Here is a 14,345-nt window from a genome sequence, read left to right on the forward strand (position 1 = left end):
CGTCCTTAGCTCTGGCCTTGCGAAACGCATTCTCCGTGCCGCCACAAGCCCCATTGGCCGGGCTCGTAGCGCCGCCAGGTCTCGTTTTCGGTCAAGGCCTCGGTGGCGATCACCGTGACCACGTCGTTGGGCGTGGTCTGGGTGTGAAAATCGACGATCAGGTCGACATCCTTCAACCGCGCAGCACCGAACGGCGCACGACGGGTGATGTGGACCAGCTTGGTCGAGCAGAAGCAGAACAACCAGTCGCCGTCGCTGAGCAGGCAGTTGAACACGCCTTTGCCGCGATACTCGGCACAGGCTTCGACCAGCACCGGCAGCAGCTGTTCCACCTCGACCGGCTCGGGGAAGGCGGCGCGGATGCGGTTGAGCAGGTCGCAGAAGGCGGCCTCGCTGTCGGTGTCGCCAACCGGCCGGTAGAACGTGGCCTCGCCCTTGAAGTCGCCAAGCTGGCCATTGTGCGCGAAACACCAGTTGCGGCCCCACATTTCGCGCACGAACGGGTGGGTGTTGGACAGGCACACCCGGCCGACGTTGGCCTGGCGGATGTGGCCGATCACCACCTCGCTCTTGATCGGGTAGCGCTGCACCAGGTTGGCCACTTCCGACTCGCTGCTCGCGGCCGGGTCCTGGAACAGGCGCAGGCCGCGGCCTTCGTAGAAGCCGATGCCCCAGCCGTCACGGTGCGGGCCGGTGCGGCCACCGCGCTGCATCAGGCCGGTGAAGCTGAAGACGATGTCGGTGGGGACGTTGGCGCTCATGCCCAGCAGTTCGCACATGTTCGCTGCCTCCGCCTACAACCGCGGCTCGACCCGGCCACGCCCGCCAGACGGCGCAGCGGGTGGCGGGTCATCGCGGTAGCGGTCGTGGCGCTCGGCGGCCAGTGGCGCGCCGGCTTCGAGGCGGGCGTCCTCGGCGGCCTGGCGCTGGGCATTGGCCTCGGCCTGCGCGCGGCGCTCGCGGGCGCGTTTTTCCAGCGGCCAGCGCAGCAGCACGAACAGCAGGTACAGGGCAAAGGCGATCATGCCGTACATGGCGAAGTCGGAAATCGCCCGCCAGGCGTTGTTGCCGACCTTGAAGGCCAGGTCCAGGGCGGTGATGGCGATGGCCGGGGCAACGGCATCCTTGGCCGGGTCGACCACGGTCGGGGTCAGCAGCAGCACCGCCAGGATCACCCGCAGCGGCTCACGCAGCCAACGCCACATCCAGCCGGTGATTTTGAAACCCACCCACAGGCAGCCCAGGGCGGCCACGGCATAGAGGCCCCAGGCGAGGGTATAGTCGTTCTCGGTCATGGTGATCGTGCAAGCCAGGCAAAGAGATGCCTATGATAAACACTTTTCCGGGCGCAGGCGCCCCCCAGCCAAGAGATCCCCGATGCCCAACGCGCTCCAGCCCCCCATCGCCCGCCAGGACCAGGGCGCCGATCCCTACGCCTGGCTGCAACAGCGCGACACCCCTGATGTGCTCGGCTACCTGCAGGCGGAAAACGCCTACCAGGAGGCCTGCCTGGCCGGCCAGGCGCCACTGCGCGAGCAGTTGTTCGAAGAGATCAAGGGCCGCATCCTGGAAACCGACCTGTCGCTGCCCTCGCCCTGGGGCCCGTACCTGTACTACACCCGCACCACGGCAGGCGACGAGTACCCGCGCCATTACCGCTGCCCGCGCCCGGCCGACGATTCCAACACCGTGGACGAAAGCCAGGAGCAGCTGCTGCTCGACCCCAACGCCCTGGCCGCTGGCGGCTTCCTGTCGCTGGGCGCCTTCAGCATCAGCCCCGACCACCGCCTGCTGGCCTACAGCCTGGATACCAGCGGCGACGAAATCTTCACCCTGTACGTCAAGGACCTGACCAGCGGCGCGCTGACCACCCTGCCCTTCGACGACTGCGACGGCAGCCTGACCTGGGCCAACGACAACCAGACGCTGTTCTTCGCCGAACTGGACGACACCCACCGGCCCTGGCGCCTGCGCCGCCACACCCTGGGCGAGGCCGACGCGCAAACCGTGTTCGAAGAGCCCGACGGCCGCTTCTTCCTGCACTGCTACCGCGCAAGCTCGGAGCAACAGCTGGTGCTGCTGCTCAACAGCAAGACCACCAGCGAAGCCTGGGTGCTCGATGCGCACACGCCCCAGGCCACCTTCACCTGCCTGGCGCCGCGAGAGGAAGGCCACGAGTACTTCCCCGACCACGGCCGGCTCGACGGCCAGTGGCGCTGGTTCATCCGCACCAACCAGGACGGCATCAACTTCGCGCTGTACCACGCCCCGGCCGAGCAGGTGCCGGCCCGCGCGCAGTGGCAATTGCTGGTGACGCACAACCCCCAGGTGATGCTCGAAGGCCTGAGCCTGAATGCCGGCGCCCTCACCCTGAGCCTGCGCGAAGGCGGCCTGCCGATCATCGAAGTGCGCCCCCAGGGCCTTGCCAGCTACCGCGTCGAGCTGCCCGATGCGGCCTACAGCCTGTACGTGCAGGACAGCCTGGAGTTCGCCAGCGGCCGTGTGCGCCTGCGCTACGAGGCGCTCAACCGCCCGGCGCAGGTGCGCCAGCTGACCCTGGCCACGGGTGAGCAGGTGGTGCTAAAGCAGACCCCGGTGCTGGGCGATTTCGATGCCGACGACTACGTCAGCGAGCGCCTCTGGGCCAGTGCCACCGATGGCACCCAGGTGCCGATCAGCCTGGTACGCCGCAAGCAGGACCTGGGCAAGACGGTGCCGCTGTATCTGTATGGCTACGGCGCCTATGGCGAAAGCCTCGACCCCTGGTTCTCCCATGCCCGCCTGAGCCTGCTGCAACGCGGCGTGGGCTTTGCCATCGCCCATGTGCGCGGTGGCGGCGAGCTGGGCGAGGCCTGGTACCGCGCCGGCAAGCAGGAGAACAAGCACAACAGCTTCAGCGACTTCATCGCCTGCGCCGAGCACCTGATCGCCCAGGGCGTGACCTCGCCGGCGCGGCTGGCCATCAGTGGCGGCAGTGCCGGCGGCCTGCTGATGGGCGCGGTGCTCAACCAGCGCCCGGAGCTGTTCCGCTGCGCCATCGCCGAAGTGCCGTTCGTCGATGTGCTCAACACCATGCTCGACCCCGAACTGCCGCTGACCGTCACCGAGTATGACGAATGGGGCAACCCCGAGGAGCCCGAGGTGTATGAGCGGATCAAGGCTTATGCCCCTTACGAGAACGTCCGCGCCCAGGCCTACCCGGCCATGCTGGTGGTCGCCGGCTACAACGACAGCCGCGTGCAGTACTGGGAAGCGGCCAAGTGGGTGGCGCGCCTGCGCACGCTCAAGACCGACAGCAACCTGCTGCTGCTCAAGACCGAGATGGGCGCCGGCCACGGCGGCATGAGCGGGCGCTACCAGGGGCTGCGGGATGTGGCGCTGGAATATGCGTTCGTCTTCAATGAGCTGGGCGTGGCGTAAAACGCGTTTTTTGTTGTCATACGAGGCGGCGAGGGCTTTGCCCTCGTTTCGCCACACAACGCCGCCTGTAGGAGCGGCCTTGCGTCGCGAAAGGGCCGCAAAGCGGCCCCAAACCCTCTGGTCACCCCGCCAAGAAGAACACCCCATGCCCGACCCAACCCACCTCAGCACCGAAATCCGCGACATGCTCATGGACTGCGGCCTGTTCGACACCCTCCAGCTCGCCGACTTCCACACCGCCGCCGGCTACTTCAGCCTGGCCGCCATGAGCGAAGGCGAAGTCATCTTCAACGAAGGCGACGCCGGCACCTTCATGTGCATCCTGCACCGCGGCCGGGTCAGCGTGCGCAAGGCCGATGGCAACGGCCAGCCGGTGGAAATCGCCACCTTGCGCAGTGGCCGGGCGTTCGGCGAAATGGCCGTGCTCGACGGCGAGCGCCGCTCGGCCAGCTGTGTGGCCGCCAGCGACTGCCAGCTGCTGACCCTGGGCAAGGACTCGCTGGAAAAGATGCTCAACGAAGCACCGCGCATCGCCGCGCGGATCATCCGCGCCCTGGCGGTGGCGCTGTCCAAACGCCTGCGCATGCAGGATGGCCAGCGGCTGTCGCTCTAATCGTCCTCGGCCGGCGGTTTTGCCGGCTCCTGGCGCAACCCCGGCAAGGGCTGGTCCCTGGGCGGCCCCGGCACCGGCATGGGCGGCAGCAGCGGGGCGCCGGGCTGGTTGCCATAGGCCTTGGGCGGCGTGCTCGGGGTGATTTGCGGGTAAGGCGTGGGCGTTGGCGTGCCCGGCGCACCGGGCACCGGTGTGTTCAAGCGCGGTGGCGTGCTCGCCGCCTCGGCCAGAGGCACGGCGGCGGCAAGCAGCGCGGCGAGGATCGCATGCAACATCAGCAACCTCCTGTCGGGAACCTTCCTACAGGCTACGCCGTTTATGCTGATTTTGCCTGTCCGCCTGCACGGCAAGCGCGCTAGACTCATCGGCATAACCGTCACATGCCTGATCAGAACAAAGGAAACACCATGAGCTCGGCTTCCACTTCCGCCGCCACCGCCCGCCTCGACCGCATCCTCGCCGACGCCAAGCGCGACAAGGAGATGGGCTACCGCGACAAGGCCCTGAGAATGTACCCGCACGTGTGCGGCCGCTGCGCCCGCGAATTCGCCGGCAAGCGCCTGAGCGAGCTGACCGTGCACCACCGTGACCACAACCACGACAACAACCCCCAGGACGGCTCCAACTGGGAGCTGCTGTGCCTGTACTGCCACGACAACGAGCACTCGCGCTACACCGACCAGCAGTACTTCAGCGAAGGCTCCACCAGCACCCCGAGCATCGCCAAGGCCACCCACAACCCGTTCGCCGCGCTGGCCGGCATGCTCAAGAAAGACTGACCGTCGATACTTCCCGCCCCCCGCTGCTGCCGGCTAGCCCGTATAATCGCGCTTTTTTTGCGAAAGGCCCCGGCACGTGGCAAACAAACGGTACAGCTGCATCGGCCTGTTCAACCCCAAGTCTGCAGAGAACGTCGGTTCGGTGATGCGCGCAGCGGGTTGCTACGGCGTCAACTCGGTGTTCTACACCGGCAAGCGCTATGAGCGCGCACGCGACTTCGTCACCGACACCAAGCGGGTGCACTACGACATCCCGCTGATCGGCATCGACGACCTGCAACGCATCATTCCCCTGGGCTGCACGCCGGTGGCCGTGGAACTGGTCGAAGGCGCCCGGCCGCTGCCCGAGTACACTCACCCGGACCGCGCCATCTACATCTTCGGGCCCGAAGACGGCAGCTTGAGTGCCGAGGTGCGGGCGTGGTGCGAAGAAACGATCTACATCCCCACCGAAGGCTGCATGAACCTGGCCGCGACGGTGAATGTGGTGCTGTATGACCGCCTGGCCAAGGGGCTCAATACCCGTTCGGGGCCGAAGTTCAAGTAAGCGCGGGCGCCCATTGATGCAGGCAGAGTGAACGGCGGCCGTCGGCCGGGGGTCAGCTGCTTACACATCACAGGGAGGCCTTGCCATGCTTGATATCCATTCCGCTCCGGGGGCTTCGGAGCACAATGTCCACGGGCTGGAACGGCTCGGTTCGCTGGCCGGCGGTGCGCTGATGGTTACCAAGGGGCTGCGCCATGGCGGCCTGGTGGGCATGCTGCAGGTGGTGGTCGGCGGCCTGGCGCTGGCGCGTGGGGTCAGCGGGCATTGCTCGACCAAGGCCTGGTGGCAAAGCCATCGCCAGGAGTACCACCGCCTGCGCTCGGACATCGAGCGCAGTGCGGCGGAGCTGGAGGCGCTCAAGCGCAGTGCCCGGGCGGCTACTCGCGGGATAAGCGTAACCGGCGAGTGAGGGGGTTGCCTGTACTGGCCCTATCGCCGGCAAGCCGGCTCCCACAGGTACCGAGCACACCCCAATCCCTGTGGGAGCCGGCTTGCCGGCGATAGGGGCCACCTATTGCAGCGCCTTGCTCTGCAACACCTCCGAGCGCCGCCCCAGCACATTCTCGCTGATCTGCACGAACTCCTCGGTGCTGACACTCGGCAGGCGCATCAGCGCCTGGGTCACATCATCCAGCGAACGCTTGGCCTGGGTGTGGATGCGGATTTCCTTGTCCAGCGCCTGCAGCAGCAGCACGCCCCGCGCCACCTGCGCCGGGCTGGCCCGGCCGCCGCGCAGCTGGGTGACCTTGGCGCCCTGCTTCTGCAAGCGCGCCTGCCACACCTGGTAGCGGTCATCGCTGATGCCACCGGCGCGGCGCAACAGCTCATTGGCGTAGTAGTCGGTCAGGCTCTGGCCCAGCCAGTCGCTGTTGTCGCGCACACGAATCTGCGCAAACAACTGCACCAGCTCGCGCAACAACGGGCTGCTGCCGTTCTCGCTGACCATCGGCCGGCCACTGTGCAGGTACAGCGAACCGTTGGCCGCCATCGCCCCGCGCCACATGCCGTCACGGGCACCGACCAGCAGCAGCTTCGGCGGGTTGCGCGGGAACACCGCCTGCAACTGCGGCCAGATGAAGGTCAGCAGCGTCAGGTTGTCCATCCGCCGCATGCCCTGCCCCACTGGCGCGGCCACGGTCACGTCGGTTTCGCCCAGGCGCGCGCGGCGGCTACCCAGGTTGCCGGCGAGCATCCAGCCGGTCGGGCGGTCGAACAGGCGCGATACGTCATCGATGCGAAACTTGTCCTTGCCGATGCGCGGCCAGGCCGTTTCGATGCTTTTCCAGCCTTCGGGCAGGTCCACCGACAGGCGCGCCACCAGCTCGGTGCCGTCCTGCTGGTCGAGGCGTGCCGGGGGCACCAGTTGCTCGCCCTGGAACAGCGCCCAATGGGGCGTCATGTGCGAGGTGTAGGCGCCGCTGCGCAGCTTCTGGTCCAGCTTGACCCGGTAGCTCAGGCTGGTCTTGCCTGCGGCCGGGTGCCAGACACCCCGCTCGCCCTGCTGCTGCCACTGGCCGTCAGCCTGAAAACCGCTGTAGGCATTGGCCTTGCCCAGGTCGAAATCCAGGCTGCGCACCGCGCTGCCCTCAGCCAGGGTCAGGCGTACTTCGGCCTGGCCGCTGGCGGGCAACAGGCGCACCTGGTAATCGAGGTCGACTTTTTTCGCCCAGGCCGGCGTGCAGGCAAGAAGGCCCAGGAACAGCAACAGCTGGCAACGCATACTGAAACTCCTTGTTCCCCAGAGGCGACGGGCCAGCGCGATCAGCTGGCGCGGAAGATCAGGTGGTCTTCCCAGTCGTCTTCATCCACTTCATGTTCACTGAGCATACGCCCCGACTGGGATATGCGCTGTTCGTGCACCTGCTTGCGGTCACCGCAGACCAGGTGGTGCCAGGCCGGCAGGTCCTTGCCCTCGCTGACCAGGCGGTAGCCGCAGGTGCTCGGCAACCACTTGAACTGGTCGGCCTTGCCCGGGGTGAGCTGGATGCAATCGGGCACCTGGGCGAAGCGGTTGGGGTAGTCGCTGCACTGGCAGGTGTCGCGGTCGAGCAACTTGCAGGCGATGCGCGTGTAATAGACGCTGTTGTCGTCTTCATCCTCGAGCTTCTGCAGGCAGCACAGGCCACAGCCGTCGCACAGCGACTCCCATTCCTGCGGGTCGAGTTGTTCGAGGGTCTTGCGCCGCCAGAACGGCGCGCTTTCAGCGATCATCACACGGGTTTCCTGGGTTCATCCGGGGGCCGCGGCGCGCGGCGGCGCCAGTCTAGAGCCTGGCATTGGGCAACGCCAGACCGCTTGTCAGTAACGGGAGGACGCAGTAGCGTGCAGCGTTTCCCATCCATTTGCAGGAGCCGCCATGAGCGCCACCCCACGCATCGCCGATTACGCCATCAACGAGCAGTTCATCAACCGTTGGTCACCACGGGCCTTCACCGCCGAGCCGATCAGCGAAGAGACCCTGCTGAGCTTCCTGGAAGCCGCGCGCTGGGCGCCTTCGGCCTACAACTCGCAGCCTTGGCGCTTCCTCTATGCGCGCCGCGACACGCCAAACTGGGCACGCTACCTGGACCTGCTGGTGCCGTTCAACCGCAGCTGGGCGCAACAGGCCTCGGCGTTGGTGCTGGTGATTTCCAAGACCACCTTCGCCGCTCCTGGCGCCAGCGAGGAAAAGCCTGCGCTGTGGCACACCTTCGACACTGGCTCCGCCTGGGGCCACCTGGCACTGCAGGCGAGCATCAGCGGCTGGCACACCCACGGCATGGCCGGCTTTGACCAGGACCTGGCGCGCCGCGAGCTGAAGGTGCCCGAGGGCTATGAGCTGCATGCCATGGTGGCCATTGGCAAGCTGGGTGACAAGGCAAGCCTGGACGAAGCCCTGCAGGCGCGCGAAGTGCCGAGCCCGCGCAAGCCGCTGAGCGAGCTGGCGGCCGAGGGTGATTTCAGCCTGTGATTTGATGCTGCCTGTACTGGCCCTATCGCCGGCAAGCCGGCTGCCACAGATGCTCCACTGATTACCTGTGGGGTTTTCTGTGGGAGCCGGCTTGCCGGCGATAGGGCCAGTACAACCACTACAAGTCAGTAACCCTTGGCAAAATCCACTTCCCCACGCAATGGCTGCCCCGCCGCATAAGCCTGCACATTCTCGACGAACAACCGCACCATCGCCGAAGGCGAGGTCGGCGCCGAGCTGTGCCCGGTCAGCAACAAGCCCCAGGCGGTCCAGAACGGGTGGCGCTGCGGCAGCGGTTCCTGCCGGCACACGTCGATCACCGCACCCGCCAGGTGCCCCTCCTTCAACGCCTCGACCAGGTCGGCATCGACCACCGCCGCGCCGCGCCCGGCATTGATGAACAGGGCCGTGGGCTGGAAGCGCTTGAACATGGCCGCATCGTACAGGTCATGGGTGGCCGGGGTATCCGGCAGCAGGTTGAGCACATAGTCCACCTCGCCAACCAGGCGCGGCAGCTCGCACAGCCCGGCCACCTCGACGAACGGCGCCTGGCTGCGGGCACTGCTGGCGATGCCGTACACACTCACGCCGAAGGGCACGAGGAATTCGGCCACGCGCTGGCCGATGTCGCCGGTGCCGACGATCAGCACCTTGCGCCCTTCCAGGGTACGCCCGGGGCGGTCGTCCCAGCGCCGCTCGACCTGGCTGACCAGGCGCGACAGCACTTCGCGCTCGTGGCCGAGCATGTAGGTGAGCATGTACTCGGCCATGACCTGGCCAAAGATGCCCACCGCGCGGCTCAGCCGGTAGTCACGCGGCAGGCCTTCGGCCAGCAACGGCGTGATGCCCGCCCAGGTCGACTGCACCCAGGCCGGCTTGTGGCCCTGGCGCAGCAGGCTGGCCAGCAAGTCTGGCTGGCCCAGCCAGATCTGGCACTGCGGGGCCTGGCTGGCCAGTTCGGCCGAGTCGCCGCTGGTGAGGATTTGCAGCTCAGGGGCGGCTTCGGCGAGCAACTGGGCGTAGTGGTCGTGGCTGTGTTCAGCGATCAGAACGCGCATGGTCAGGCAGGGTCGTTGCGGCGCAGCAGCTCTTCGGGCAGGTGCTCGATGTAGTCATCGTCCTGCGGCGGCATCTGCAGGTGGTAGCCCTGGTTGTCGAGGTTCTCCAGCACCTTGGCGATGTCCTCGCGGGCCAGCTTGCGCTCGGGCGTGAGCACCAGGTCGAAGGCGTGCACCGGGGTGCCGAAGAACGGCAGCAGCGCTTCGGGCACGCGCTCCAGGCCCTCGGCCTTGAGCACGTAGAGGTACATTTCGTTCTTGCGCGGGCTCTTGTAGATCGAGCAGATACGTTTCATCGGGTTTCTCCAGCGCCTGCCAGGTCGTCCAGCAGGGCCTGGCCCATCCGCTCACGGCGCCAGCCGCGCAGCGAATCGGGCAGTTGATAGGGGCCATGGGGGTAGCCGCTCTTGAGCAGCGCTTCCAGGGTTTTCTTGCGCAGCATCAGCTCCGGGGCAATCCCTAAGCGCTCGCCTTCGGCCTGGCCGATGGCGCGCAGGCGCTTGAGGATGCCGGAGGCTTCGATCGGCAGCGGCTCGGGCAGCGCCGGCGGCCACTGCTCAGGCGGCAGGCTGGCGGCGCGCTTGATCAGCTCGAGCAGCTGGGCGCCGTCCTGGCGGATGGTGCGCGGGTGCATTTCTTCGATCTTGGCCAGCGCCGAGAGGTTGTCCGGCTGGGTCTTGGCCATGGGCCACAGCGAGTGTTCCTTGAGGATGCGGTTGCGCGGCACATCGCGGCTGCGGGCCTCGCGCTCGCGCCAAGCGCACAGTTCGCGCAGCACGGCCAGTTGCTGACGGCTCAGCTTCCAGGCCAGCTTGACGTCGCGGTAGAGGGTCTGCGGCTCGACTTCACGGCGCAGCGCGGCAACCAGTTCGGCGCCGTCGTCCAGCACCCAGGCGTACTTGTCGTCGGACAGCCGCGGGCGCAGGGCGGCGAACAGCTCGGCCAAGTGCACGGCATCCTCGGCGGCGTAGCTCACCTGGGTTTCCGACAGCGGGCGCTGCAGCCAGTCGGAGCGGGTTTCACCCTTGGGCAGCTCGATGCCGAGCACGTCCTGGACCAGGCGCGAGTAGCCCATGGAGAAGCCCAGGTTCAGGTAACCGGCTGCCAGCTGCGTGTCGAACAGCGGCTGTGGCAGCTTGCCGGTCAGGCGCAGCAATACCTCGAGGTCTTCGCTGCAGGCATGCAGCACCTTGACCACGCCACTGTCGTCGAGCAGGTCGGCCAGCGGCTGCCAGTCGCTGATCAGCAGCGGGTCGATGAGGAAAGCGCACTGGCCGTCGCCGACCTGGATCAGGCCGGCTTTGGGGTAAAAGGTGTCGACCCGCATGAATTCGGTGTCGACGGCCACGAAGGGCAGTTGACGCCACTTGCGGCAGCCTTCGGCCAGGGTCTGGTCGTCACGGATCCAGTGTATTTCGATGGCCACGAGGCTCTCCCACTAACATTGGCGCGCAGTATATACGGCGCGGGCACTGTGGGTGAAACCTGGCGACCGCCGCGCCGTCCATGGGCTGCGCGAAGGATTGAATCAGCGCTTGGCCGCCAGCCACGGCCGGCAGCTGGCGAACATGTCCAGCGACTGCTGGTAGACCTCGGTGCGCACCTGCAAGAGGCCGAGCATCGAGTGGAACAGGTTGTCCTGCGACAGCGGCGCATCGCTGAGCTTGGCCAGGCAGTCGGTGTCCAGGCCGAAGTCTTCCTTGTAGCTGTCGGAGAACCAGGTCAGCAGCGGCACGTGCTTTTGCTGCTCCGGGGCGATGGCGTAAGGGGTGCCGTGCAGGAACAGGTTGTACTCGCCCAGCGACTCGCCATGGTCGGACAGGTAGATCATCGCCGTGTCGACCTTGTCCTGCTTGCTGCGCAGGGTGTCGATCAGCGACGACAGCACCTTGTCGGTGTAGGCCAGGGTGTTGTCGTAGCCGTTGATGATCTCCTGCTCGCTGCACTGGTTCAGGGCGTTGCTCTGGCACACCGGGGTGAAGCGCTCGCCAGCGGTGGGGTAGCGCTTGAAGTATTCGGGGCCGTGGCTGCCCATCTGGTGCAGCACCAGCACGGTGTCCTTGTCGAGGTTGTCGATCAGCTCGCCCAGGCCCTGCAGCAGGATCTCGTCATGGCATTCGCCGTTGGCGCACAGGCCCGGGTCCTTGAGGTTGCTGACATCGATGAACTGCACCCGGTCGCAGGTGCCCTTGCAACCGGACTGGTTATCCCGCCATTGCACCGCCAGGCCTGCGCGCTGGAGGATGTCCAGCAGGCCTTCGCGGTTCTTCGCAACGCGGGCGTCGTAATCCTTGCGCCCCATGCCGGAGAACATGCACGGCACCGACACGGCCGTTTCGGTGCCGCACGAATGCACATCGGAAAACGCCAGCAGGCCTTGCTCCTTGGCCAGGTTCGGGGTGGTGTCGCGGTCGTAGCCGAGCACGCCGAAATGGTCTGCCCGCGCACTTTCACCCACGACCAGCACGGTCAGCGACTTGCGCTCATGGTGCTGCCAGGCGGTATCGCGCTTGGCATCTTCGCCATAGTTCTGGAACGGCCGCGCTGCCGTGCCGACGCGCTCGCTGACATAACCGATGGAGGCACCGACGATGTTGCTCGGGGTGAGCATCAGGCGCAGTTCATGGTGATTGCGAAACAGCGACGACAGGCCTTGATAGTTGATCAGCGCCACCGCCCCCAGGGCCACCACGCAAGCACCGCTGACCACCAGCTTGCCCAGCACTTCGCGGTGCCAGGCGCGGTAGGCGATCGGTGCCTTCCACAGCAGCACCGACGGCAGTACGCCAAGCAACAGGATATAAGCGGCAAACTTGAACGACATCAGGTCGCGTACTTCCGCCACATTGGTTTCGGCCATGTTTCGGAACATGCCCGAATCAATAAGCACACCATATTGGTTCATGAAGTAAGCGACACCGGCGCCACTCATGAACAAGATGATCAATAGCGGTTTCAATACATAACGGAAGGCGAACAGGGTCAATATCAGGTTGAACGCGAACAGCATCAGCGCGGCGAACGCCAAGCTCAGCCACAGGCCCGGCAACCCCGCGGGCACCACCTGCTGCAGGTGCTCCCAGAGAAACATGTTGAAGCCGATCAGCAGGTACAGGCTGGCCAGCAGCGTGACCCATTCAGTCCGCAGGGATTTGAAGTTGAGCATTGGTGTTCGCAATCAAGAGTGATTATCAACCCCCCGGGCAGACGGCACCGTGGGAAAGTTGCGGCACTCTAGAAAGCACGCCATCAATTTTTTGTGAAAAAGACGCCAACAAATCCGTGAAACGGCGCTTTTCACCCAATGACTGAAGTTTGTTCAGCGTTCATTCAGCCGGCACACGGAGTTTGGCGCAGGCAGGCGTGAGGGGGGATGCGACAGCCCACCCCAGTCCCCCAGCGGCGCAAAGGCGGCTATCCTCAATGCTCAGGACCTTAACGACAACCCTGACAGAGGTGAAGAAATGCCAGTTCCGCACGATCTGCTCGCTGACTTGCACGTTACCGCTGATGCATTCCAGGCATTGATGGACAAGGACCACGCGCTGCATGCGCTGCACAAGGAATACAACGCCAAGGACAAGGAGGTGGTGGCCGCCGAAGGCAATGGCACCAACGACGACGCCGTCAATCGCCTGCGCAAGGAGCGCTTGCTGATCAAGGACAAGATCGAACGGATCATTCATCCGCCCAAGTCCTGATGGATTTCTGCTGAATCAACCGGCCCTGTCGCCGGCAAGCCAGCTCTGTGGGAGCCGGCTTGCCGGCGATGGGGCCCGCGCCCCTCACACCCCAGCCGAAGCCTTCAGCGCGCCATCCAGGTCCTCGATCAAGTCGCGATAGTCCTCGATCCCCACCGACAGCCGCAGCAGGTTCTCGCTGATCCCCATGCCGCCCTTCTGCTCCGGGCTCAGGGAGTTGTGCGACATGCTCCAGGAGTGGTTGATCATGCTTTCCACGCCCCCCAGCGAGTCGGCCAGCACGAAGATGCCCAAGGCCTCCACCAGGCGATTGAGCGCGGCCCGGTCAGCCCCCTTGACCTTCATCGCCACCACCGCGCCGCCTGCGCGCATCTGGCGCTTGCACAGTTCATGCTGCGGATGGCTCTCCAGCCCCGGGTAGAACACCTGCTCGACCTGCGGATGGCTCTCTAGAAAACGCGCGACCTGCAGCGCATTGGCGCACTGGCGCTCCATGCGCACGTCGAGGGTCTTCAGGCCGCGCAGCGCCAGGTAGCAGTCGAACGGGCCCTGGATGGCGCCCACCGCCATGCTGATCTTGCGCAGGCGCGCCAGCAGCGCGTCGTTTGCCGCCACCACCACGCCGCCGGTCAGGTCGGAGTGGCCGCCGATGTACTTGCTCGCCGAGTGCATCACCAGGTCCACGCCGAGGGTGATCGGGCGCTGGTTCCAGGGCGAACAGAAGGTGTTGTCGATGCAGGTGAGGATGCCCCGCGCCCGCGCCAGGTCGCACACGGCCTTGATGTCGACCAGGTGCAGCAAGGGGTTGGTTGGCGACTCGATCCAGATCAGCTGGGTTTCCGGCCTGATGGCGCCAGCCACCGCCTCCAGGTCGTTGAGGTCGACGTAGGTGGTGGTCAGGCCCGAGGTGCGGCTGCGATAGTCTTCGAGGATGCGGAAAGTGCCGCCGTAGACGCCGTTCATCACCACCACGTGGGCATCCTTGGGCAGCAGCTCCAGCACCGTGGCCGTGGCGTTGACCCCGGAGGCGCAGGCCACCGCGCCCACCCCTTGCTCCAGCGCCGCCACGCAGCTTTCGTAGGCATGCCGGGTGGGGTTGCCGACGCGGCTGTAGGCGTACTCGGGGTTATCGTCGAGGCTGCGCTTGATGTAGGAGCTGGCGGTGTAGATCGGTGGAAAGATCGCGTTGTCGGCGACGCTGGACTGCTCGCCGGCGTGGATGGCAAGGGTGGCGAAATTGCGCGGCTTGTCGGACATGGTCAGGCCCATTAGGCAGT

General features: G+C 66.0%; 17 protein-coding genes. 7 read left to right on the forward strand and 10 right to left on the reverse strand.

All coding sequences use genetic code 11. From position 1 onward, the window contains the following. Positions 1–5 precede the first annotated feature (5 nt). The gene (locus L6D75_RS13875) at positions 6–779 is read right to left on the reverse strand and encodes a class II glutamine amidotransferase (protein WP_176517070.1); all 774 of its coding nucleotides are present in this window, start codon (positions 777–779) and stop codon (positions 6–8) included. A 15-nt stretch (positions 780–794) separates the two neighbouring features. Next, positions 795–1,295, reverse strand: coding sequence for an MFS transporter (locus L6D75_RS13880; protein ID WP_176517069.1), 501 nt, complete (start codon positions 1,293–1,295; stop codon positions 795–797). An 82-nt stretch (positions 1,296–1,377) separates the two neighbouring features. Between L6D75_RS13880 and L6D75_RS13885 the strand changes: the two genes are divergently transcribed. Beyond that, complete coding sequence (locus L6D75_RS13885) at positions 1,378–3,420, forward strand: S9 family peptidase (RefSeq protein WP_176517068.1); 2,043 nt, start codon at positions 1,378–1,380, stop codon at positions 3,418–3,420. Positions 3,421–3,565: 145 nt separating this feature from the next. Then, positions 3,566–4,033, forward strand: coding sequence for a cyclic nucleotide-binding domain-containing protein (locus tag L6D75_RS13890; RefSeq protein WP_176517067.1), 468 nt, complete (start codon positions 3,566–3,568; stop codon positions 4,031–4,033). Here the strand turns inward: L6D75_RS13890 and L6D75_RS13895 are convergent. Beyond that, positions 4,030–4,308, reverse strand: a complete 279-nt coding sequence (locus L6D75_RS13895) for a hypothetical protein (protein WP_176517066.1) — start codon at positions 4,306–4,308, stop codon at positions 4,030–4,032. The two genes, L6D75_RS13890 and L6D75_RS13895, sit on opposite strands and share 4 nt — an antisense overlap. A 132-nt stretch (positions 4,309–4,440) precedes the next feature. Between L6D75_RS13895 and L6D75_RS13900 the strand changes: the two genes are divergently transcribed. The 3 genes from L6D75_RS13900 to L6D75_RS13910 all read left to right on the forward strand — a co-directional run bounded on the left by L6D75_RS13900 (position 4,441) and on the right by L6D75_RS13910 (position 5,768). Further along, a complete protein-coding gene (locus tag L6D75_RS13900) occupies positions 4,441–4,812 on the forward strand; it encodes a YajD family HNH nuclease (protein WP_176517065.1) in 372 nt (123 codons plus the stop codon). A gap of 76 nt (positions 4,813–4,888) precedes the next feature. Continuing rightward, a complete protein-coding gene (locus L6D75_RS13905) occupies positions 4,889–5,359 on the forward strand; it encodes an RNA methyltransferase (RefSeq protein ID WP_176517064.1) in 471 nt (156 codons plus the stop codon). Positions 5,360–5,444: 85 nt separating this feature from the next. Further along, entirely contained in the window at positions 5,445–5,768 is a 324-nt protein-coding gene (locus tag L6D75_RS13910) for a YgaP-like transmembrane domain (RefSeq protein WP_176517063.1), read from the forward strand. Positions 5,769–5,870: 102 nt separating this feature from the next. On the opposite strand, the gene L6D75_RS13915 is transcribed toward L6D75_RS13910, so the two are convergent. Together L6D75_RS13915 and L6D75_RS13920 are read right to left on the reverse strand one after the other, a co-directional pair. Then, positions 5,871–7,079: a hypothetical protein gene (locus L6D75_RS13915; RefSeq protein ID WP_176517062.1), complete on the reverse strand. Its 1,209-nt coding sequence runs from the start codon at positions 7,077–7,079 to the stop codon at positions 5,871–5,873. A gap of 41 nt (positions 7,080–7,120) precedes the next feature. Then, positions 7,121–7,570, reverse strand: coding sequence for a YcgN family cysteine cluster protein (locus L6D75_RS13920; RefSeq protein ID WP_176517061.1), 450 nt, complete (start codon positions 7,568–7,570; stop codon positions 7,121–7,123). Between the two features lie 145 nt (positions 7,571–7,715). Between L6D75_RS13920 and L6D75_RS13925 the strand changes: the two genes are divergently transcribed. After that, complete coding sequence (locus L6D75_RS13925) at positions 7,716–8,309, forward strand: nitroreductase family protein (RefSeq protein ID WP_176517060.1); 594 nt, start codon at positions 7,716–7,718, stop codon at positions 8,307–8,309. 125 nt (positions 8,310–8,434) lie between these two features. On the opposite strand, the gene L6D75_RS13930 is transcribed toward L6D75_RS13925, so the two are convergent. The 4 genes from L6D75_RS13930 to L6D75_RS13945 all read right to left on the reverse strand — a co-directional run bounded on the left by L6D75_RS13930 (position 8,435) and on the right by L6D75_RS13945 (position 12,533). Continuing rightward, positions 8,435–9,367, reverse strand: coding sequence for a D-2-hydroxyacid dehydrogenase (locus tag L6D75_RS13930; protein ID WP_176517059.1), 933 nt, complete (start codon positions 9,365–9,367; stop codon positions 8,435–8,437). A 2-nt stretch (positions 9,368–9,369) separates the two neighbouring features. Beyond that, entirely contained in the window at positions 9,370–9,663 is a 294-nt protein-coding gene (locus tag L6D75_RS13935) for a YcgL domain-containing protein (RefSeq protein WP_176517057.1), read from the reverse strand. Continuing rightward, on the reverse strand, positions 9,660–10,793 hold the full coding sequence (rnd, locus tag L6D75_RS13940; RefSeq protein ID WP_176517055.1) for a ribonuclease D: 1,134 nt from the start codon (positions 10,791–10,793) through the stop codon (positions 9,660–9,662). The genes L6D75_RS13935 and rnd overlap by 4 nt, the downstream gene beginning before the upstream one ends. Positions 10,794–10,895: 102 nt before the next feature. Beyond that, positions 10,896–12,533, reverse strand: coding sequence for a phosphoethanolamine transferase (locus L6D75_RS13945; RefSeq protein WP_176517053.1), 1,638 nt, complete (start codon positions 12,531–12,533; stop codon positions 10,896–10,898). Between the two features lie 298 nt (positions 12,534–12,831). On the opposite strand from L6D75_RS13945, the gene L6D75_RS13950 reads away from it, so the two are divergent. Then, positions 12,832–13,068 carry an HP1242/YdcH family protein gene (locus L6D75_RS13950; RefSeq protein WP_176517051.1) on the forward strand — a complete coding sequence of 79 codons (237 nt, stop codon included), beginning with the start codon at positions 12,832–12,834 and terminating at the stop codon, positions 13,066–13,068. Between the two features lie 84 nt (positions 13,069–13,152). Here the strand turns inward: L6D75_RS13950 and L6D75_RS13955 are convergent, their stop codons facing one another. Beyond that, positions 13,153–14,337 (reverse strand): trans-sulfuration enzyme family protein, encoded by a 1,185-nt coding sequence (locus L6D75_RS13955; RefSeq protein ID WP_176517049.1) that lies wholly within the window; start codon positions 14,335–14,337, stop codon positions 13,153–13,155. Between the last annotated feature and the right edge of the window lie 8 nt (positions 14,338–14,345).

Source organism: Pseudomonas faucium, from assembly GCF_021602585.1.
Lineage (GTDB): Bacteria > Pseudomonadota > Gammaproteobacteria > Pseudomonadales > Pseudomonadaceae > Aquipseudomonas > Aquipseudomonas faucium.

Coding starts and splice junctions, on each gene's coding strand:
- L6D75_RS13875 (WP_176517070.1), bottom strand. CDS start 779: ATGTGCGAACTGCTGGGCATGAGCGCCAACGTCCCCACCGACATCGTC.
- L6D75_RS13880 (WP_176517069.1), bottom strand. CDS start 1,295: ATGACCGAGAACGACTATACCCTCGCCTGGGGCCTCTATGCCGTGGCC.
- L6D75_RS13885 (WP_176517068.1), top strand. CDS start 1,378: ATGCCCAACGCGCTCCAGCCCCCCATCGCCCGCCAGGACCAGGGCGCC.
- L6D75_RS13890 (WP_176517067.1), top strand. CDS start 3,566: ATGCCCGACCCAACCCACCTCAGCACCGAAATCCGCGACATGCTCATG.
- L6D75_RS13895 (WP_176517066.1), bottom strand. CDS start 4,308: ATGTTGCATGCGATCCTCGCCGCGCTGCTTGCCGCCGCCGTGCCTCTG.
- L6D75_RS13900 (WP_176517065.1), top strand. CDS start 4,441: ATGAGCTCGGCTTCCACTTCCGCCGCCACCGCCCGCCTCGACCGCATC.
- L6D75_RS13910 (WP_176517063.1), top strand. CDS start 5,445: ATGCTTGATATCCATTCCGCTCCGGGGGCTTCGGAGCACAATGTCCAC.
- L6D75_RS13915 (WP_176517062.1), bottom strand. CDS start 7,079: ATGCGTTGCCAGCTGTTGCTGTTCCTGGGCCTTCTTGCCTGCACGCCG.
- L6D75_RS13920 (WP_176517061.1), bottom strand. CDS start 7,570: ATGATCGCTGAAAGCGCGCCGTTCTGGCGGCGCAAGACCCTCGAACAA.
- L6D75_RS13925 (WP_176517060.1), top strand. CDS start 7,716: ATGAGCGCCACCCCACGCATCGCCGATTACGCCATCAACGAGCAGTTC.
- L6D75_RS13930 (WP_176517059.1), bottom strand. CDS start 9,367: ATGCGCGTTCTGATCGCTGAACACAGCCACGACCACTACGCCCAGTTG.
- L6D75_RS13935 (WP_176517057.1), bottom strand. CDS start 9,663: ATGAAACGTATCTGCTCGATCTACAAGAGCCCGCGCAAGAACGAAATG.
- L6D75_RS13945 (WP_176517053.1), bottom strand. CDS start 12,533: ATGCTCAACTTCAAATCCCTGCGGACTGAATGGGTCACGCTGCTGGCC.
- L6D75_RS13950 (WP_176517051.1), top strand. CDS start 12,832: ATGCCAGTTCCGCACGATCTGCTCGCTGACTTGCACGTTACCGCTGAT.
- L6D75_RS13955 (WP_176517049.1), bottom strand. CDS start 14,337: ATGGGCCTGACCATGTCCGACAAGCCGCGCAATTTCGCCACCCTTGCC.